Here is a 19,411-nt window from a genome sequence, read left to right as displayed (position 1 = left end):
CGACACATAACCGGCGTAGCCGGCCACAGTGATCCCCGGCGGCCGCACGGTCGGCCCCACCCACGAGAGGAGCCCGTGTGTCGTACCTCTTCGTCAACGCCGACGTGTTCGACGGGACCGGCACCGCACCGTTCCCGGCGGACGTGCTGGTCCGGGGCAACCGGATCGAGCGGGTCACCGCCCGCGGCGCGCTCGCCGATGTGCTCGCCCCCGCCGCCGAGGACGTGGAGGTCGTCGACGGGCGCGGGGCGGTGCTGATGCCCGGCCTCGTCGACGGTCACACCCACCTCGGGTTCGGGTCCTCGGTCGAGCACACCGCCACCCGCCGGGAGAGCGACGCCGAGAAGGCCCTGCTCGTCGCGCACTGCGGCCGGGTACTGCTCGACCACGGTTTCACGAGCTGCCACTCGGGCGGCAACCGGCTGCCGGCGACCGACCTGGCCGCCCGGGCCGCGTTCGACCAGGGCTGGCTGCCCGGCCCGCGGCTGCGCACCACCTCCTGGGAGGGCAGCGCCGGGATCGTGTCGCCGGACGCGCCGCAGTTCCCCGGCACCGCCGAGCGCGCCTCGGACCCGCGGTCGATCGTCGACTTCGTGCACGCGATGGCCGACCTCGGCGTGGACAGTGTGAAGCTCACCCTCACCGGGGAGAGCGCCGTCGTGCCCGGCACGTCGCGCATCCTGCAGTTCACCGAGCAGGAGGTCGCCGCCGCGGCCGAGACCGCCCGCGAACGCGACGTGTGGCTCATCGCGCACGCCCACTCCGCCGAGGCGATCACGCTCGCGGTGCGGTACGGGGTGCGCACGATCTACCACGCGAGCTTCGCCGACGCCGCCGCCGTCGACGCCCTCGTAGCGGCCCGGGACCGGGTGTTCGTCGCCCCGACCCCCGGCATCGTCTGGGCCCACCTGAACGACGAGGACCACCCGGCGACCGAGGAGATGGAGACCAGGGAGACCTACCAGAGCGTCTGCCGGGTGGCCCGCGAGCTGCACCGCCGCGGGGTCCGGCTGCTCATCGGGGGCGACTACGGGTTCCCGTTCAACCCGATCGGGCGCAACGCCCGCGACCTGCGGCTGTTCGTCGAGTGGTTCGGGATGAGCCCGGCCGAGGCCCTGCGGTGCGCCACCGAGTACGGCGGCCAGGTCATGGGCATGGGCCACGAGCTGGGTCTGGTCCGCGAGGGCCACCTCGCCGACCTGCTGCTGGTCGAGGGCGACCCCACCGCCGACGTCACGCTGCTGGAGCACCCCGGGAACCTCGCCGTGATCCTGAAGGACGGCCGGGTGCACAAGCTCGACCACGCCCGGCGCGGCGCGGCGCCGACCCGGGTGCCGGCGTGAAGGCCGCCGCGCTCGCGCAGCCCCCGTTCCCGGAGCTGCAGCGGGCCGGCTACCGGTTCGACGTCCGCCACCAACCGGCCCCGGACACCGACGAGGAGCCCGACTGGGTGGTCGTCATCCGCACGCCCGAGGGGCGCACCCTGTTCCCCGACGCCGTCGACAGCACCGAGACCTCGGCGCTGCGCCGGGCGGCCGACCGCGCCCGGCTGCTCCTCCGCGCCGAGCCCGGCCCCGTCGCCTCCGGCCCCGTCGCCTCCCGTGCCACCGACGCCTGAGTCGCTCCCCGCCTCGCCCGCGAGCGACGGCGCGACCGAGCTCGCCCGGCTGCTGCGCACCGAGGGCCGGCGGGAGTCGGCGGTCGTGCAGGTCGCGATCTGGATCGCCACCGGCATCGTCGAGGGTGACCTGCGCCCCGGGCAGGAGGTGAACTCCGTCGACCTCGCACGCCGGTTCGCGGTGAGCCGGACCCCGGTCCGGGAGGCGTTGATGCTCCTGGAGTCCGAGGGGCTGGTCGAGATCCGGGCCCGCCGCCGCCCCCGGGTGACCTCGTTCACCGCGGAACGGATCCGCGAGATCTACTTCGTCCGGCGCCACCTGCTGGCCCTGGTCGGCGAGCTGATGGCGCAGCGGGTCACCGACCACGACATCGCGGTGCTGCGGCGACGGCTCGCCGGGATGCGGCGGTCCGTCACGGCGGGTGATGTCGCCGGCTACTTCTGGGGCCACGTGGACTGGCAGAGCCAGTTCCTCCGGATCGCCGGCAACGACACCCTGCGCGGGATCCTCGACTCGCTCGCGCTGCGCACGCTGGTCCTGCGCTACGCCTCGCTCGGGGTCGAGGGACGGCCGGCGGCCTCCCTGGCCCTGCAGGAGCGGATCTTCGAGGCGCTGACCCAGCGCGACGGCCCGCTGACGGCCCTGCTGCTGGTCCGCTCGACCGAGGCCGCGGAGGCCGCCATCGACGTGCAAGCCCTGTCGGAACCCTGGGCACCTGCAGCCACCGAGGTACAAGTGTCGACAGATATCCCGGTTATCGCGATGGATAACCGGGATATCGGCTAAACTGTCGCCAGATTGCCTGGTGTGAGTGTCGTTCCCTCGCTAGCCTCGACGTGTGACCTCCCGGAGTGACACCGCAGCCGCCCCGACCGACCGACCCGACCGCCGGACCGAGGTCCGGGAGGCGTTCCTGCGCGAACGCGGGTTCTGGGCGCCGGTCTTCGACACGATCCTGGACTCCGACCCCGAGTTCATGGCGGCCTACCTCGACTTCTCCGCGGCCCCGTGGCGCCGCGGCGTGCTCGAGCCGAAGGTCAAGGAGTTCGTCTACATCGCCGCCGACGCCGCGGTGCAGCACCTGCACGCCGTCGGGACGCGCAACCACATGCGCTCGGCGCTGGCCCACGGCGCGACCGTCGAGGAGATCTGCTCGGTCCTGCAGATCACCAGCCTGCTCGGGCTGCAGAGCCTGCACATGGGGGTCGACGCCCTCCGTACCGCGCTCGCACCGGCCACCCCGGACGCCGACACCGCACACGGGGCCGCCCCCGACCCGGACGCCGCGCGGCCGGACCGGGCCGGACCGGGCACCGGGTCGCCGGACGGCTGGCCGGACCGGCTCGCCGCGTTCGACCCCGCCGGCGCCGACGCCGCCCGCGCCTGGCGCGACCGGGTACTGGCGGCCAGCCCGCTCGAGCCCAAGGTCGTCGAGTTCGTCGGGATCGCCGTCAACGCCTCGACCTGCCACCTCAACGAGGCCGCGACCGCGGCCCACATCCGGGCGGCCCTGGACGCCGGGGCCAACTCCGCCGAGATCGTCGAGGTCCTGGAGCTCGTCGCGGTACTGGGCATCCACACCGCGACGATGGCGATGCCGCTGCTGCAGGAGCTGAGCGAGGCCGCGCGCACCTGAACGGGGCACGGCCGACCGCAGCGGCCGGGCGGTGCGACGCCGTCCGGCCGCGCGCCGGTCAGGACGCCGGCGCCACGTGCGCCTCGGGGTCGTGGTCGTAGATCCACCCGCTGGCCACGAGGGCGTCGGTCGCCGCGAACGAGCTGTCCCGCGCCCGCTGCTCGGGCCCGTCCGGGAGGTGGTTGACCTGCGCCCGACCCCGGCTGGCCTCTTGCAGCCGCGTGGTGCGGGGGATCCGCTCGGTCTCGTAGTCGCGCAGCGCCCGCGCCGGGTCGTCCGCCCGGGCGGCCAGGCAGCGCGCGAGCACCGCGGCGTCCTCGACCGCCTGGGCCGCGCCCTGGGCGAAGAACGGGAACATCGGGTGGGCGGCGTCGCCGAGCAGGGTGACCGGGCCCTCGCTCCAGCGCGGCAGGGCCGGCCGTTCCAGGAGCGCCCAGCGGCCGGGGGTGCCCGCCGCCCGGATGAGGTCGACCAGCCGGGCGTCCCAGCCAGCGAACTCGGCGAGGAACTCCTCGACGGTGGCGGTCGCCGTCCACGACTCGACCGAGCGGTCCCCCGCCGGCGCGAACGCGACCAGGTTGACCAGCTCGCCGGCCGAGACCGGGTAGTGCACGAGGTGGTGGTCCGGGCCGATCCACAGGGTCTGCGACCGGCGGCGGGCGAAGTCCGGGGCCCGCTCGGCCGGGACCAGCGCCCGGAACGCGCACAGCCCGGACGAGCGCGCGGGGACCGCATCGGCGGCGGCCGCGCGCACGACGGAGTGCACGCCGTCCGCCCCGACGACGACGTCGGCCTCGACCGCCCGTCCGTCGTCGAAGTGCAGCACCGGCCGCGCGGGGTCGAGGTCCACCCGGGTGCATCGCCGACCGAGCTGCACCGTGCCCGGCTCGACGGCGGCGCCGATCGCGTCGAGCAGGTCCGCGCGGTGCGCGGTGTAGGTGTGCTCGCCGTAGAGCCGCTCGCAGGCACCGGCGAGGTCCTCCGACGAGAGCACCCGCCCGTCCTCCCAGCGCCGGAACTCCCAGCCGACGTCGAGCCGGACCGCCCGCCGCGCGAACCCGTCGAGCACCCCGAGCCGGCGCAGCAGGCGCGCGGCGTTCGGGGCGACGACCAGCCCGGCCCCGACGGCCTCCAGCCGCGGTGCCTGCTCGTACACGGTGCAGGCGAGGCCGGCGCGGCGCAGGAAGGCGGCGGCGGCCAGGCCGCCGATCCCGCCGCCGAGGATCGCGATGCGGAGGGTCGTCGTCGACCGGGTCATCTTCGGTGCTCCATCTGCGTCGGATCCGTCGGGGACGACGAGCGATCGTGCCCGCTGACTTGAACCGGACGGCGAAGCTGACCATTCTTCGGACAACGACGGCGCCGTGGGCGCCCGCCGACGGAGCCGACGGAGGTGTCGGAACGCGATGCCGCGTACCGGGGAACCCGGCCGGAGCGTCAGCTCCCGCCTGCTCGACGTCCTGTTCGCGTTCCGCCCGGAGCGCAGCGCGCTGACCCTGGCCGACCTCACGCGCGCCACCGGGATGCCGCACGCCACCGTACGCCGGCTGGTCCTGGAGCTCACCGCGGTCGGGGCGCTGGAGCGGCGCGACGACGGCCGGTTCACCGTCGGGCTGCGGCTGTGGCAGCTCGGCACGCTCGCTCCGATGACCGAGCCGCTGCGCGGGCTGGCCCAGCCGTTCATGGAGGACCTCTATACCGCGCTGCACCAGCACGTGCAGCTCGCGGTCCTCGAGGGTCACCAGGCGGTGATCATCGAACGGCTGTCGGCGCCGGAGGCGGTGGAGCTGGTGTCCCAGGTCGGCGGCCGGCTGCCGCTGCACTGCTCCGGGGTCGGCAAGGTCCTGCTCGGGCACGGCGGCACCGAGCTGCTGGAGCGGGTGCTCGCCGGTGGTCTGCGGCGCTACACCGCCCGGACGCCGACCGACCCTGACGCGGTGCGCGCCGAGACCGCCGAGTGCCGCCGGACCGGCACCGCCACCGTGCGGGGTGAGCTGAGTGTCGGGGCGGACTCGGTGGCGACCCGGATCGTCGACGCGCACGGCACGGTCGTCGCGGCGCTGGCCGTGGTGGTGCGGGCGGAGTCGGTGCGCCCGGCCGCCGTGCTGCCCTCGGTGGTCGCCAGCGGGCTCGGCATCTCCCGGGCGCTGGGCTGGCATCCGGGGGTGCCGGTCCGCACCGGCTGAGCCCGTCCGTTCAACGGACATCGTCCCCGCACGCGGCGCCGACGCGGTGATACTCCCGTCGCCGTCCCACCGCAGGGACGACCGACCACTCGAGGAGTGACCGATGCCGCTCACCGATCCCGACCCCGTCCGCTCCTACGAGCTCTACATCGGAGGGAGCCGCGTCCCCGCCGAGGACGGGCGCCACGTCGACACGGTCGAGGCCCTGACCGGCGCGCCGATCGCCCGGGTGGCGGCCGCCTCGGTCGCCGACGCCGTCCGGGCCGTCGAGGCCGCCGACGCCGCCCGCCAGGAGTGGGCCGGGCTGCCCCCGGCCCGGCGCCGGGCCGCGCTCAACCGGGCCGCCGAGCGGCTGGGCGAGCGCGCCGACGAGATCACCGCGCTGATGGGCCGGGAGATGGGCGCGACGCAGCCGTGGGCCCGGTTCAACGTGCACGTGGCGCAGGGGATGCTCACCGAGGCCGCCGCGCAGGCCTACTCCGCGGTCGGCGAGGTCGTGCCCTCCGACGTCCCGGGCCTCACCGCGCTGGGCGTCCGCGCCCCGGTCGGCGTCGTCGTCGGGATCGCCCCCTGGAACGCCCCGCTAATCCTGGGCGTGCGGGCGGTCGCGATGCCGCTGGCCCTGGGCAACACGGTCGTGCTGAAGTCCTCCGAGCGGACCCCGGGCACGCACGCGGTGATCGCCGAGGTGCTGCACGAGGCCGGCGTCCCGGCCGGCACGGTCAACCTCGTCAGCAACGCGCCGGAGGACGCGCCCGCGGTCGTCGAGGCACTCGTCGCGCACCCGGCCGTGGCCCGGGTGAACTTCACCGGCTCGACCAAGGTCGGCCGGGTGATCGGCGAGCTGGGCGGCCGCCACCTCACCCGGGTCGTGCTGGAGCTGGGCGGCAAGGCACCGCTGCTGGTGCTGGACGACGCCGACGTCGAGGCCGCCGCCGCGGCGGCGAGCTTCGGGGCGTTCATGAACCAGGGCGAGATCTGCATGTCCACCGAGCGGGTCGTGGTCGACCGCACGCTCGCCGACGCGCTGAGCGACCGGCTGGCCGACCGGGCCGCGAAGCTGGTGGTCGGCCCGCCGGACGACCCCGCCTCGCAGATCGGGCCGCTGGTCGACGAGCAGGCCTGCGACCACGTGCTCGCGCTGATCGGCGACGCCCGCAACCACGGCGCCCAGGTGCTGACCGGCGGCGACGCCGACGGCCTCTACGTCCGCCCGACCGTGCTGCGCGGGGTGACGCCGCAGATGCGGGTGCGGCACGAGGAGTCGTTCGGCCCGCTGGTGTCGATCATCGAGGTGGACGGCGACGACGAGGCCGTCCGGGTCGCGAACGAGTCCGAGTACGGGCTGTCCGCGGCGGTGTTCAGCGGCGACGGCACCAGGGGCCTCGACGTCGCCCGCCGGGTCCGCTCCGGCATCTGCCACGTCAACGGCCCGACCGTGCACGACGAGCCGCAGATGCCCTTCGGCGGGGTCGGTGCCAGCGGGTGGGGCCGGTTCGGCTCCCGGGCGGCGATCGAGGAGTTCACCGAGCTGCGCTGGATCACCGTCCAGTCCGGACCGCGCCACTACCCCATCTGAGGTCGCCCGCCGGCCGCACGGCCGCCGAAGGATCAGGACACCCGCATGCCCGAGCACCACCCCGCGGCCGGAGCTCCCGGCCGGACCGTGCGCGACGCCGTACTCGACGTGCTGCGCCGGAACGGTACGACCACGATCTTCGCCAACCCCGGTTCCACCGAGATCTCCTTCCTCACCGGCCTGCCCGACGACATCGACTTCCACCTCGCGCTGCACGAGGGGTCGGTCGTCGGGATCGCCACCGGCTGGGCGACCGCACAGGGCCGCCCGGCCGTGGTCAACCTGCACACCACCGCCGGGCTCGCCAACGCCGCCGGGGCGCTGGCCACCGCCCGCACGAACCGGGTGCCGCTGGTCGTCGTGGTCGGGCAGCAGGACCGGCGCCACCTCGCGCACGACCCATTCCTCGCCGGCCGGCTGAACGGGCTGGTCGGGGAGTACCCGGTGTGGACCAACGCGCCGGTCCGCGCCCAGGATGTCCCCGGTGCCGTCGCCCGGGCCCACCACGAGGCAGTGACCGGGCACGGTCCGGCGCTGGTCGTGGTGCCGATGGACGACTGGGACGCGCCGGCCGCGCCCGAGCGCGAGCCCGCCCCGCTGGAGGTGCTCCGCGCGGTGCCGGCCGACCTGGACCGGCTGCCCGAGCTGGTCGCCCTCCTCGACGGCGCCCGGTCCCCGGTGGTCGTCGCCGGCGCGGGCGCCGACGACTCGGCCACCTGGGCGGCGCTGGTCGCCCTCGCCGAGCGGATCGGCGCCCCGGTCTGGCAGGAGCCCTTCGGCGCGCGCGCCGGGTTCCCGCAGGACCACCCGGCCTTCGCCGGACACCTGCCGCCCGGCCGGGCCGGCGTCCGGGAGGCGCTGGACGGGCACGACCTGCTGCTTGTGGTGGGAGCCCCGGTCCTGCGCCAGTACCCGTGGGAACCGGGAGAGCTGGTGCCGTCCGATCTGCGCGTCCTGCACGTCACGCCCTACCCCGACGAAGCGCACAACGGCGTCGCCGACCTCGCCGTGATCGCCGACCCGGCCGCCGTGTGCGGCGACCTCGCCGACCGGGTCCGGCCCAGGCCGGCGCCGCGGCGCCCGGCTACGGAACGGCCGGCCCCGGTCGCGCCGCCCGCCGCGGGCGAGCCGCTGCGGCCGGCGCACGTGTTCGACCTGCTCACCACGTTGCTGCCGAGCGACGCGATCCTGCTAGAGGAGTCGCCTTCGAGCCGACCCGAGTTGCAGCGGCGGGTACAGGCGCGCGAGCCGCTCGGATTCGTCAGCGCCGCCGCCGGCGGTCTCGGGTTCGGGCTGCCCGCCACAGTCGGGCTGAAGCTAGGAGCACCGCGGCGACCGGTCGTGGCCGTGCTCGGCGACGGGTCCGCGCTCTACGGGATCCAGGCCCTCTGGAGCGCCGCCCACTATCGAGTCGGCGCGGTGTTCCTGGTCATGGCCAACGGCAGCTACGCGATCATGGATCGGCTCGCGGAGCGGTCCGGTCGCGGCAAGGCCCCATGGCCGTCCTTCGGCGAAGTCGCGTTGCGTGCGGTGGCCGAGGGTCTCGGATGCTCGGCCGTGCGAGTCCGCACCCACGACGAGCTCACGAGCCTCCTGGGCGAGGTTCTCCCCACCCTAGCCACTCGGGAGGATCCCCTCCTCGTCGACATCGAGGTAGCCGCCGATCCCCACTACGGCTGAAGTTCCACGATCATCTCGGCGACCCCGTCAACGTCGAGTGGGCCTGGAGTGCAATCGCGCAGCAGGTCTCTCCTCGGCCAGCAGCTCGACGGCGGTCATCAGCGGTGCTGCGGCGTCACGCGTCGCGGCCGGAGACGGCGCCGTCGAGGACGGCATGGATACCGACCGGTAGTGCAGTGGCGATCGGCCATGTGGCGTCGTTCGAGGACCGTCACCGCGGTCGCGCGCGGGCGAGGGTCTGCGATGGATTCTCCCCGAACCGGGCGCGATAGGCGCCGGAGAACCGGCCGAGATGGGTGAAGCCCCAGTGCCGGGCCGTCTCTGTCACTGGCGCGGTCCCGGCCCGCAGATCGCGGCGCACGCGGTCCAACCGGACCTCGGTGAGGTAGGCCATCGGCGACCGCCCAATCTGCTCGCGGAAGCCCTCCTGCAATCGCCGCGCGCTCACGCCCGCGACCTGCGCGAGCCGGCCGAGGGTGTACTGGTCCTCGGGCCGAGCCTGGATCAGGTCCACCACCGCCCGGACCGGCACCGACCACGCCGGCCCGTCGATCCCGTCAGCGCCGGCGAGAACCGCGCTGTGGTTATGCCGGTGCCCGAGCAGCAGACCGCTCGCGAGCAGCCGTTCGTAGCGGGTACGCATCGCGGAGGTCGCGATCAGGCCGTCATCGTCGAGTTCCTCGATGAGCAACCGCAGGGCCCTGTGCCAGCTACGTCCAACCGGCGCGGTGAGCGGGAAGGCGACGTCGAACTCCAGCGGCCGCCGGGGCGGCCGCCCCAGGAGCGACTCCAGTTCGTCGTCCAACAGATCGCGATCGATCTTCACGCCGATCTGCTCGGCACCCCCGCCGCAATGAAGCAGCCGGTGCGCGTACCGAGGGGTGAACACCGTGGCGACGTCGGGGGTACCGACGCAGCGGTGTTCGCCGGCCTCCGCCACCACCGTCCCAGACAGAACGATGTTGACGTGGTAGTACGCCGAGGACCACTCGGGGTCGACCGACATGTCCTGTCCGAAACGCATCAGCCCCACGGCGACGTGCTCGGTGCGGGCCCCACGCAGCTCGCCGCTTCCCGCCACGCTCCCGTTCAGCGGGCGGACCCGCGCTGGGTAGAACAACGAGTTGAGATGGTCCCGGAAGTCCTCGACGTCGGCGTCACGGGTGAGAACGTGACGGGCGAGCACTCCGGGATGGATCCCGCGGGCGCGCTCGGGACTGACGGTGCTGTCGATCGCGACCTCCCGGACAGGTCCACGCCGTGGGACCGCCCCAGTCTAGGTGCGTGAAGCGGTTAGTCGAGCGCGTGAACCGGATATCGCGGTCACGGCGTCCCTTCTAGCCTTGACACCGAACCGCGCCGTTCGAGGAGGGACAATGTCTACAGCTCGTCACGACGTCGTGGTCCGCGCTCCCTCGAACACGACCGCGGAATGTCCTTCCCGCAGTGCGAGATTCGTCGGCGAGGGGACCCGGAGACTGTGTGACGACGTCGGCGGCGGGTTCTCCGTCCTGATGTTCACCAGCCGTAGATCGTGCGGGCGGCGCCGCGCGCAATCGGCGCCCATCTCGTGCACCTGTGTCCTCGAGCAGGTCGGGCGCCCCGAGATCACGGCCCGGCCGTCGACGTCGCGGGGCGGCTGCATCGGGCTCCTCAGGAGTACCGCCCCGTGTCGACATCGTCCGGCCCGACACCGCGCTGTTCGAGCCCCGGCGCCGCCGGAGGCCTCGGCGCGTCTCGACGGATTCGCCGGGGCCATCCCCCCTCGTCCGACACCACCACCAAGGGAGCCCTGAGGATGGATTTCACCGAACAGACCGCGACGGCCGCGGTCCGCGACAGCATCGCCCCCGGCACCGAACCCCGGCTGACCGAGCTGTTCGTCGGTCTCGTCGACCACCTGCACGCCTACGTCCGCGAGGTCCGCCCGACCGTGGCCGAATGGGCGGTCGCTGTCGACTTCCTGACGGCCGTCGGGCAGAAGTGCGACGACACCCGCCAGGAGTTCGTCCTGCTCTCCGACGTGCTCGGGATCTCCATGCTCGTCGAGACCATCAACGGCCAGGAGGTCGGGACCGAGAGCACCGTGCTCGGGCCGTTCCACATGACCGAGAGCCCGCGCCGGGCCTCGGGGGACAGCATCGACCTCCTCGAGGGCGGGCGCGACTGCGTGGTCGAGCTGCGCGTCCTGGACCCCGACGGGGCGCCGCTGCCGGGCGCCGTGGTCGATATCTGGCAGTGCAGCGCCGACGGCTTCTACGACGTCCAGCAACCCGACGTGCAGCCGCCCGGCAACGGCCGCGGGCTGTTCGAGGCCGACGACGACGGACACGTCTGGTTCCGCACCGTCGTACCCAGCCATTACCCGATCCCGGTCGACGGACCGGTTGGCGGCCTGCTCGGCTCGCTCGGCCGCCACCCCTACCGCCCAGCGCACATTCATGTCATCGCGACCACCGAGGGCCATCGCGAACTCATCACACACCTGTTCGTCGCCGACAGCGAGCACATCGACTCCGACGCGGTGTTCGCTGTCAAGAAGAGCCTGATTGTCGACTTCGACGAGCTGGACGACCCTCGGGCCGCCCAGCGTTACGGCGTCGACGTCCCGTTCCGGCGCGCCCGCTACGACATCGTGCTGAACCCGCTTTCAGCAGGAGAGGCGGCGTGAGGATGTGGTCGGAGTTCCGCTACGAGGCCCAGCCGATGCGAGTCGTGTTCGGCCCCGGCAGCTCGGCCGAGATCGGCGCCGAGCTGGACCATCTGGGGTTGCGCCGCGTTCTGCTGCTATCCACACCCGACCAACGCAGCCTCGCCGAGACGCTGGCGGCTTCGCTCGGCAACCGCACTGTCGGGGTGCACGCGGAAGCGCGGATGCACGTCCCCAGCGAGACCGCCGACGCCGCGGCCGAACGGGCCCGGGACACCGGGGCGGACGGATGCGTCGCAGTCGGTGGCGGGTCCACCATTGGCCTCGGAAAGGCGATCGCCTTACGGCACGCGCTTCCAATTGTCGCAGTGCCGACCACCTACGCCGGCTCAGAGATGACCCCGATATGGGGGCTGACCGAGAAAGGGGTCAAGACCACCGGCCGCGACCCGGCCGTGCTTCCTCGAAGCGTTATCTATGACCCGGACCTGACTCGCACGCTACCGACCGAGCTGGCCGTTTCCAGTGGGGTTAATGCTGTCGCACACGCGGTTGAGGGGCTCTACGCCCCTGACTCATCCCCTGTGGTGTCGCTAATGGCTGAGGAGGGTTCGCGGGCGATCCTCCGCGCGCTTCCCGATCTCGTTACGAACGACGACAAAGCCAACGCCCGCACTCAGTTGCTCTATGGCTCCTGGCTGTGCGGTGCCGTGCTAGGCATGACAACAATGTCGTTGCACCACAAACTCTGCCACGTGCTCGGCGGGACTTTCGATCTACCGCATGCGGCAGTTCACGCAGCGGTGCTGCCGCACGTGGTCGCCTTCAACGCGCCAGCCGCGCCGGCAATGACCACAGCGTTGTCCCGGGCGCTAGGGGCGGGCGATCCGGCGACGGCCCTGTGGCAGCTGGTCTACGATCTGGGTGCCCCCATTTCTTTGGGCGCAATCGGGTTGGCCGAGACCGATATCGCGACGGTCGCGGAGGCCGTGACCCGGTCGCCGTACGCTAATCCCCGCCCGGTCCTCGCCGAGCAAGTGCAAGAGCTTCTGCTTCGGGCTCAGCGCGGCGAGCGGCCCTCGATCGGTCGTCCGTTCGAACATTGAGAATGCAGGCAGTAGACGGCTGGAGACTACTCTCGACTGCGAGTATTCGAAAATTCTCCTTGAATAGCATGAGACGGTCGCGATCGCCTGTCCCGATTGCCTCCGGTTCTTCGCTTGATCACGGATCGACATTGTCCGTTGGGTCATGGTGGTTGTCCTTCGGCGTCGGCTCCGGAGAGTTGCCACAGCCGAACGTCGTGAGTGCACCGTACGGGACCTGTCAGGCCGAGGACGATCACGGCGAGCGCTAGGAACCGCCCCTCAGGCCGACGACGTCGGCTGCCTGCTCGACATCCGCGCACCACCCGGGGTCGGGGCCACGAGGTCGCCACGGGCGAGGGTCGGGCGCAGCCCTCGCCCCGTGCCGGAAGCCCCGTGAGTGGCGGTCCCCGTCTACCGACGAAGCGGAGGAGGCGTAGGTGCACCCAGCCATGGATCCGCTCTCCGTGCGTACATACGCCGGTTCTCGACCCGCGCGGTGCGCATAAATTTACGGATTTCGTGATCGTCCTCAGCGGCGACTAATATTCGGCAACCGGCCGCTACCGCGACGGCAACCAGACGGCTGCACACCGTAGTGACCCAGCTGAAAGCGAAGCACCGGCACGAATCGCGCCGGAACCGGTTACGCCACGATCCGGTTTTCCAGTCGGCCGATATGCTCGATCTCTGTGACCAACAACTCGCCAGCCGAAAGAAACCGGGGTGGCTCGAGGGCGGTACCGACTCCGGCGGGGGTCCCGGTGAGGATGACGTCGGCGGGATTCAGGGTGAGAATACGCGAGACATACGCAACCAGGTCGACCGGGCTGAATAGAAGGTCCGAGGTGCGGGCATCCTGCACTGTCTCACCTCCGACCATACAGCTGATGCGCAGGTCGGGGGTCACCCCGCCTGGCAGCTCGTCCGGAGTAACTAGAACTGGACCGATCGGCGTCGTTGCCTCGAATGTCTTACCTTGGAGCCACTGTGTCGTGCGGTTCTGCAGATCTCGCATGGACACATCGTTTGCGACGGTGAAGCCAGCGATCGCATCGGCTGCGGCTTGCGCGTCGGCGTGGCGAGCCGTCGAGCCGATGACGACCGCGAGTTCGGCCTCCCAGTCGACCTGCTGGGAGATTGTCGGCAGTGCCAGGTCGTCGGCTGGACCGAGCAGTGCCTCCGGGAATTTGCCGAACAATGCCGGATGGTCGGGGGTCGGCAGCCCGATCTCGGTGATATGCCCCCGATAGTTCAGACCCACACAGATAATCTTCGGATGTCCCGATAGCAGCCGGGCTATACGTACCCGGTCGCGTGAGACCCGTTGGTGGGCGTCTGACCGGGCACGTTCCTCCCAGTCGGGCTCGTTGAGCAGGGAGCTGAGGTCGGGGGCATCGAGCAGGACGACATAGTCGTTCTCGATGCGCGCTGTACGGGTGCCATTCGCGGTGTCCACGGTGGCCAGTCGCATGGTCGTCCTCTACTGGAGTCAGTCGGTCTGGGCGGGGGGAGGCGGGGCGGGGCGACGTAGTGCGTCGCAGGCGTCGGGCTCAGAGGAGCCGTTTGCGGTGGCCGAGTCGACCGGCGCGACCGGCTGAGCGTGGTGAACCATCGCGGCAACCGCGGTGTCGGCATCACCGTCGGCGATGGCCTGCACAAGCTCCTCATGGATGCGCAGCCGCTGACGGGTGTGATCAGGTGAGGGCAGCTCCGACGCCACGGTGGCCGCCAGCTGCTCGATCTGGACGTGCAGCACCATCAGGTAAATGTTCGACACCAGGCTTCGGTCGCTGATCTCGGCGATACGCTCGTGCAGAGCGAGGTCGGCGCGCAAGAAGCGTTCGATGCGGTCCTGGCTTCGCGTCATGATCGCGATCTGAGCTCGCAGGGCCCCGACGTCCTCAGGACTGCGTAGCCGGGCCGCGTCGGACACCAGCAAGGGTTCGAGAGCATCGCGCACGGACGCGGCTTCAGCGTATCGCCCGGGATCGTCGTGTACAGCGACCAGCAGCTGCCCGACTCGGACTCGCGGTGACGGAGTTGCGGCGAAGATGCCGCCTTTGGGTCCAGGACGTAGCGACACGATCCCGCTGTCTTCCAGCAGTCGGACGGCCTCGTTCATGGTGCTGACCGACACCCCCATCGAGGCGCGCACGCTGGATTTGGTGCCGAGTCTTTCGCCGGGGGCGAGCCGATTGGAGATCATGTTCCGGAGGTGGTCGGCAACTTCTTGAGCCCGCGAACGCGGACCGGCCAGCGGAGGGAAGCCTTCGTACTCGCTCACTTCCTTAGCTCTCCCGACTCAGTGACGCGACCGAGCGCGTGGCCGTATCGGGCAGGTGCCGCCCGCCGGACGCCACGGTCGGGGCGAACGACGGCGACCACAGCCACCGCAGCACTTGGAAGTCTGCTCCCCCTTCGGCGAATGCGGCGTCCCGAGCGGCCTGGGCTGGCCCGTCCGGCAGGTGCAGGGCGTCGCGATTGTCGCGAGAGCGCTGCTGTACCACGTGGGTACGTTCCAAACGGGCGGCCTGGTACAGCCTCAGTTCAGTGGGGACGTCTCGGCCCTCGAGGCACCGCCCCAGCACGACCGCGTCTTCGAGGGTCTGGGCGGCGCCTTGACCGAGATAGGGCAGCACTGGATGAGCGGCGTCGCCCAGCAGAACCACCCGATCACGCACGAGGCGCGGAATCGGGTCGCGGTCGTAGAGGTCCCAACGACCGATGGAGCCGGCCAGGCCCACGAGCCGGCGCAGTGGCCGGTGCCAGTCCTGGATGAGCTCGGTCAGCAGATCGGAGCCCTCGTCCGAGAACCATGAGTCGGTGCCTGTGGCAGGTGCGTCGAAACAGGCTGTCACGTTGAGCAGCCGACCGGACTCGATCAGGGAGTTGACGATGTGGCCTCCCGGGCCCATCCAGGTCTCGAGGCAGTTGTCAGTGACGAACGACCGCAGCTCCGGATCCTCGACGATGTGCGAGGTCGCGATCTGTGCGCGCACCGCGATATTGCCGCTGAAGACGGGGTTGTCGGGCCCAGCCACGGCAGCACGGACCGTCGAGCGGATGCCGTCGGCGCCGACGACCAGATCCGCTCTGTAGCTGTCCCCGGAGGTCGTGGAGACGGTGCCGGTGCCCCCGTCGATCCCGCTCACCCGGGCGCCGCCGACAATTCGGATTGAGCCTTCGCCCGAGGCGTCGCCGGTAGCTCGTGCCAGCAGGGCCTGGTGCAGATGGACCCGATGCGCCATCCAGAAGGGATGACCGAACTCGGCGTGCACCGCGTCGGCGAGCGGCAGCGAACCGAGCTCGGCGCCGTCCGTCCACCGTCGGCGGGTCCATGCCTGCGGGGCCACTGCCCGGTGGGCCAGGAGGTCGGCCACCCCCAACTCGGCCAGTGCGGCCGTTGCGTTCGGGGCGAGTCCGACCGCGGCGCCGACTTCTGCCGGTACGGCTGACTGCTCCAGGATGGTGACGCGGTGCCCTCGCGCTCGTAACGCGATGGCTGCGGCCAGGCCTCCGATTCCGCCGCCGACGATCGTGATGTCCATGGTGACCTCTCCGTGTGGTGGGCCGGACCGATGAGATGTCAACGGATCTCGTGACCAGCCGCGACCTCGGCATCGACGGGGGCGAATAGTTCCTCCGACGTGACGGGGCCAGGTATCAGGCGTTGGCGCACGGCGTAGTCGACAGCGGTGGCGAGTACCCGTCGATTCGCCTCGGTCAGCCCGTACTGCCAGGGATCGGGCCCCAGGATCTCCGCCTGTTCCTGCCATGCCGACTGGCCGAACGCAAGCGGCAACGTCCGCGGGTTGGTCAGCCGCTGCAAAGCCTCGTGGCGGGAGCGGACGAACGCCTCGAACAGGCTCGCGGGTACCCACGGATGACGTTGGACCAGACTGCGTCGCAGGGTGATCACGTGCATGATCGGGAAGAGTCCGGTGTCGCGGTAGTAAGCGCGTTCGTGGGCGGCGACATCGTCGAACAACCGGCGAACAGTCGGCGCACTGGCCCTTAGGCCCGCCGGGTCGTAGGCCGAGATCATGGCGTCGAGTCGGCCGTCGACGAGGAAGCGGTCGATCTCGAACCGGCTCGACGGGTCATCGGCGGGCAAAGGAGCGGCCAAGCCGTCGGGCAGCTGGCCGACGCGACCGAAAACGTCGTACCAGTTCACGGTCTCGGCGGGAAGCTCGTAGTGGTCCTCCAGAATTCCGCGTAACCACACCGCGGCGGCGGGCTGGTAACCGCCGATTCCGATCCGTCCGCCCGCGAGCTCGTGTGGATCGCGCACTATGCTGGTGGCCGGAACAAAGATCGACCCGAGCCGGAACCGGCGATGCGGAAACACCGGAATGGCGACGACGTCGTCACCAGCCGCGTGGTCGGCCAGGAATGCGAACAAATTGTGCTCGGCGACGTCGCATTCACGGCGCCGCTCTCGGCGGAATATGCGTTCGGTGTCGCGGGTCAAGCTGACCAGATCGATACCGTCGGGCCTGATCCGGCCTTCGACCAGGGGGCGGGTGATCTCGTAGTCGCCGCACGCCAGCGATAGCTGGAGCCGGCCCTGGTGGATACTCACGACGCCGGAAAGTTCGGGACGACCGTCGGCGCCGGGTCGCCTTTGAAGAGGACCCGGAGTACTTCGCTACGGAGCTCGGCGAATTCGGGCAGCTCCTTCGTGGTGAGCTGATTGCGAGGTCGCGGTAGCGGTACCGGGATCTCCCGCTTGACCCGGGTCGGGGTGGATGACAGCACCACGACACGGTCACCGAGATAGACCGCCTCGTCGATGTCGTGAGTGATGAACGCGATCGTCATGCCGTGTTCGGCCCACAGCGCCAAGGTCAGGTCCTCAAGCTCGCTGCGGGTCTGCGCGTCGACCGACGCGAACGGCTCGTCCATCAGCAGCAGCTTTGGCCGGTAGGCCAGCGCACGGGCGATCGCGACCCGCTGCTGCATGCCTCCCGAGAGCTGCCACGGCCGCTTGCCCCGGTGGCGGTCGAGCCCCACCGACTGCAATGCCTCGTCCGTACGCACTGCTCGCTCGGCCCGGCTGAGGCCGAGGTATCGCAGCGGTAGATCGACGTTGCGGGCCACGGTCAGCCACGGCAGCAGCGATCGGGAATAGTCCTGGAAGACGACGCCCAGCGTCTCCGGAGGCCGGGTGACCTGCTCCCCGGACACCTGGACGCCGCCGGAGTCGAAGGGAAGCAACCCGGACATGCAACGCAACATGGTCGTCTTACCGCAGCCCGAGGGGCCGACGATGGTCACGAACTCGCCGTCGGCGACGGAGATGTCGAGCCCGTCCAGCACGGTCTCGGCCGACTCACCGTGCCCGTAGCTCTTCACCAGGTTCTTCACTTCAAGGATGTCCATGTCGCTCCTTCCGTACCGGGTGGTGTGGGCCCGTCAGGCTGCCCGTACTCCGAACTCGCCGAATGTGTGGTCCAGCCAGCGGCCCGCCCGCATCACCGCGAGGTTGACCGCGGCGCCGAATATCCCCAGCAGCAGTACCGAGGCCCACATCTCGCTGAACCGGAAGCTGGTGGCGGTCTGAGAGATCATGTAGCCGATGCCGTCCGAGCTGGCGTAGTAGTCCGCTGCCACCATGACGACGAAGACGATGGGCACGCAGGCCCGCACGCCGCTCCAGATTCGCGGCATCGCGGTCGGCAGGACGACCCACCGCACCCGGCCGGCAGCGCCGAGGCCGAACACCCGCGCGCTGTCGAGGCGGACCGTCTCGACGGAGCGGACGCCGTCGATTGTCGCAAGCAGGATGGGCCAGACACTGGCGAGCGCGATCACCGCGATCTTCATCTGGGTGCCGGTACCCAGCAGCAGCAGGCTCGGGGGGATGAGCAGGACCGGTGGGATGGAGCGCAAGAACTCCAACTGCGCGGTGGTCAGCTGACGGATCAGTGGGCTCAGGCCGATGGCGGTACCCATTACTACCCCCCCAACGAGGGCAATGGCAAATCCAGCACCGGCCCTGATGAAGCTCGGTAGTGCCTGGTCGAGCAGGGTCGCGGAGAACCACAGCTCCCGGAAAGAGACCAGAACGTCGGTCAGGGGCGGGAAGAACAACGAGTTCGCGGAACGGCTTACGAGGTACCAGATCGCCACGACCGTGGCGATCACGAGCAGCGGTGAGAGGCGCCGCAGCCATGCGTGGATGCGGGACATCAGGTCTCCCTGCGCTGTGAGGGGTGCCAACCGAGCAGGCGCGATTCAGCGTGTTGGAGCGCGGCGTTGACGGCGAGCCCGAGCAGTCCGGAGACGACGATGTATGCGAACAATCCGACGCGGTCGCCGCTGAACTCAGCACGGGCCACCAGCCGGCCCAGTCCGGGCATACCGCCGACCAGCTCGGCGGTGATCGCGACAATGATCGAGACGGCACCGGCGATCCGGACCCCGGTGACGATGAACGGGGCCGAGCTGGGCAGGGTGAGTCGCACGAATCGCTGCCGTGGGCCGAGCCCGAACACTTGCAGCGCGTCGACGGTCGCGGGATCGACCGAGCGGGCGCCCTGAATGGTCAGGACCAAGACCAGCCAGTAGCTCGATACGGACACCAGCACGATCGCCGAAGTGTGACCGACGCCTAGGGACAGGATCACCAGTGGCAGGATCGCGATCGAGGGGATCGGCCGCAGGAATTCAATCACCGGGGCTACAGCCCTCTCCAGCTGGGGCAGCGACCCGAGCAAGAGCCCGGACAGCACCGCCGCCACCGTGCCGATGCTCAGGCCGATGGTGGCCTGGGCGAGGGTCTGCCCGGTCGCGAGCCATGCCGCGGCGCCCGTCGACTCCTCTCCCAGCCGGGCCAGCACTGTCGACGGATACGGGAACACCGCCGGGTCTAGTACTGCGACGCGAACGAGCAGCTCCAGCAGAACCAACGTCGCGAGCACGCTCGCGGTGGCGATGCCGGGGCCACGCAGGAGTCGCGCGGTCGGCCGGC

Annotated in this window: 18 protein-coding genes; 9 read left to right on the top strand and 9 right to left on the bottom strand. The window is 71.0% G+C overall.

Going from position 1 to position 19,411, the window contains the following annotated elements:
• Window positions 1–77 precede the first annotated feature (77 nt).
• From WIS52_RS19695 to WIS52_RS19680, 4 genes are read left to right on the top strand one after another with little or no spacing between them, the layout of a single operon-like run.
• Complete coding sequence (locus WIS52_RS19695; protein WP_349299773.1) at window positions 78–1,343, top strand: amidohydrolase family protein; 1,266 nt, start codon at window positions 78–80, stop codon at window positions 1,341–1,343.
• Window positions 1,340–1,618, top strand: a complete 279-nt coding sequence (locus WIS52_RS19690; protein WP_349299772.1) for a hypothetical protein — start codon at window positions 1,340–1,342, stop codon at window positions 1,616–1,618. Before WIS52_RS19695 ends, WIS52_RS19690 begins: the two co-directional genes overlap by 4 nt.
• Window positions 1,602–2,405, top strand: coding sequence for a GntR family transcriptional regulator (locus WIS52_RS19685; protein ID WP_349299771.1), 804 nt, complete (start codon window positions 1,602–1,604; stop codon window positions 2,403–2,405). The genes WIS52_RS19690 and WIS52_RS19685 overlap by 17 nt, the downstream gene beginning before the upstream one ends.
• A gap of 52 nt (window positions 2,406–2,457) precedes the next feature.
• Complete coding sequence (locus tag WIS52_RS19680; protein ID WP_349299770.1) at window positions 2,458–3,255, top strand: carboxymuconolactone decarboxylase family protein; 798 nt, start codon at window positions 2,458–2,460, stop codon at window positions 3,253–3,255.
• A 58-nt stretch (window positions 3,256–3,313) separates the two neighbouring features.
• Here WIS52_RS19680 and WIS52_RS19675 read toward each other — a convergent pair whose 3' ends face one another.
• Window positions 3,314–4,513, bottom strand: coding sequence for an FAD-dependent monooxygenase (locus WIS52_RS19675; RefSeq protein ID WP_349299769.1), 1,200 nt, complete (start codon window positions 4,511–4,513; stop codon window positions 3,314–3,316).
• A 148-nt stretch (window positions 4,514–4,661) separates the two neighbouring features.
• Between WIS52_RS19675 and WIS52_RS19670 the strand changes: the two genes are divergently transcribed.
• From WIS52_RS19670 to WIS52_RS19660, 3 genes are all read left to right on the top strand, one after another.
• Window positions 4,662–5,441, top strand: a complete 780-nt coding sequence (locus WIS52_RS19670; protein WP_349299768.1) for an IclR family transcriptional regulator — start codon at window positions 4,662–4,664, stop codon at window positions 5,439–5,441.
• Window positions 5,442–5,544: 103 nt separating this feature from the next.
• Window positions 5,545–7,020, top strand: a complete 1,476-nt coding sequence (locus WIS52_RS19665; RefSeq protein WP_349299767.1) for an aldehyde dehydrogenase family protein — start codon at window positions 5,545–5,547, stop codon at window positions 7,018–7,020.
• 45 nt (window positions 7,021–7,065) lie between these two features.
• On the top strand, window positions 7,066–8,700 hold the full coding sequence (locus WIS52_RS19660; protein ID WP_349299766.1) for a thiamine pyrophosphate-binding protein: 1,635 nt from the start codon (window positions 7,066–7,068) through the stop codon (window positions 8,698–8,700).
• Window positions 8,701–8,911: 211 nt separating this feature from the next.
• Here the strand turns inward: WIS52_RS19660 and WIS52_RS19655 are convergent, their stop codons facing one another.
• Window positions 8,912–9,886, bottom strand: coding sequence for an AraC family transcriptional regulator (locus WIS52_RS19655; RefSeq protein WP_349299765.1), 975 nt, complete (start codon window positions 9,884–9,886; stop codon window positions 8,912–8,914).
• A gap of 612 nt (window positions 9,887–10,498) precedes the next feature.
• Here WIS52_RS19655 and WIS52_RS19650 point away from each other — a divergent pair.
• Window positions 10,499–11,371 carry a dioxygenase family protein gene (locus tag WIS52_RS19650; protein WP_349299764.1) on the top strand — a complete coding sequence of 291 codons (873 nt, stop codon included), beginning with the start codon at window positions 10,499–10,501 and terminating at the stop codon, window positions 11,369–11,371.
• A 2-nt stretch (window positions 11,372–11,373) separates the two neighbouring features.
• Window positions 11,374–12,456 (top strand): maleylacetate reductase, encoded by a 1,083-nt coding sequence (locus WIS52_RS19645; protein WP_349299956.1) that lies wholly within the window; start codon window positions 11,374–11,376, stop codon window positions 12,454–12,456.
• 625 nt (window positions 12,457–13,081) lie between these two features.
• Here the strand turns inward: WIS52_RS19645 and WIS52_RS19640 are convergent.
• Genes WIS52_RS19640 through WIS52_RS19610 form a run of 7 tightly spaced genes read right to left on the bottom strand, consistent with a single transcriptional unit; the run spans window position 13,082 to window position 19,361 of the window.
• A complete protein-coding gene (locus tag WIS52_RS19640; RefSeq protein ID WP_349299763.1) occupies window positions 13,082–13,909 on the bottom strand; it encodes a fumarylacetoacetate hydrolase family protein in 828 nt (275 codons plus the stop codon).
• An 18-nt stretch (window positions 13,910–13,927) separates the two neighbouring features.
• Window positions 13,928–14,722 carry a FadR/GntR family transcriptional regulator gene (locus tag WIS52_RS19635; protein WP_349299762.1) on the bottom strand — a complete coding sequence of 265 codons (795 nt, stop codon included), beginning with the start codon at window positions 14,720–14,722 and terminating at the stop codon, window positions 13,928–13,930.
• A gap of 4 nt (window positions 14,723–14,726) precedes the next feature.
• The gene (locus WIS52_RS19630) at window positions 14,727–15,986 is read right to left on the bottom strand and encodes an FAD-dependent monooxygenase (protein ID WP_349299761.1); all 1,260 of its coding nucleotides are present in this window, start codon (window positions 15,984–15,986) and stop codon (window positions 14,727–14,729) included.
• 38 nt (window positions 15,987–16,024) lie between these two features.
• Entirely contained in the window at window positions 16,025–17,020 is a 996-nt protein-coding gene (locus tag WIS52_RS19625; protein ID WP_349299760.1) for a substrate-binding domain-containing protein, read from the bottom strand.
• Window positions 17,017–17,820, bottom strand: a complete 804-nt coding sequence (locus tag WIS52_RS19620; RefSeq protein ID WP_349299759.1) for an ABC transporter ATP-binding protein — start codon at window positions 17,818–17,820, stop codon at window positions 17,017–17,019. The genes WIS52_RS19625 and WIS52_RS19620 overlap by 4 nt, the downstream gene beginning before the upstream one ends.
• A 33-nt stretch (window positions 17,821–17,853) precedes the next feature.
• On the bottom strand, window positions 17,854–18,630 hold the full coding sequence (locus tag WIS52_RS19615; RefSeq protein WP_349299758.1) for an ABC transporter permease: 777 nt from the start codon (window positions 18,628–18,630) through the stop codon (window positions 17,854–17,856).
• The gene (locus tag WIS52_RS19610; RefSeq protein WP_349299757.1) at window positions 18,630–19,361 is read right to left on the bottom strand and encodes an ABC transporter permease; all 732 of its coding nucleotides are present in this window, start codon (window positions 19,359–19,361) and stop codon (window positions 18,630–18,632) included. Before WIS52_RS19610 ends, WIS52_RS19615 begins: the two co-directional genes overlap by 1 nt.
• Window positions 19,362–19,411 lie beyond the last annotated feature (50 nt).

It is taken from the genome of Pseudonocardia nematodicida (assembly GCF_040105385.1).
Lineage (GTDB): Bacteria > Actinomycetota > Actinomycetes > Mycobacteriales > Pseudonocardiaceae > Pseudonocardia > Pseudonocardia nematodicida.
The sequence above is the reverse complement of the archived record's forward strand: the minus strand, read 5'-3'. Positions and strand labels throughout refer to the sequence as shown.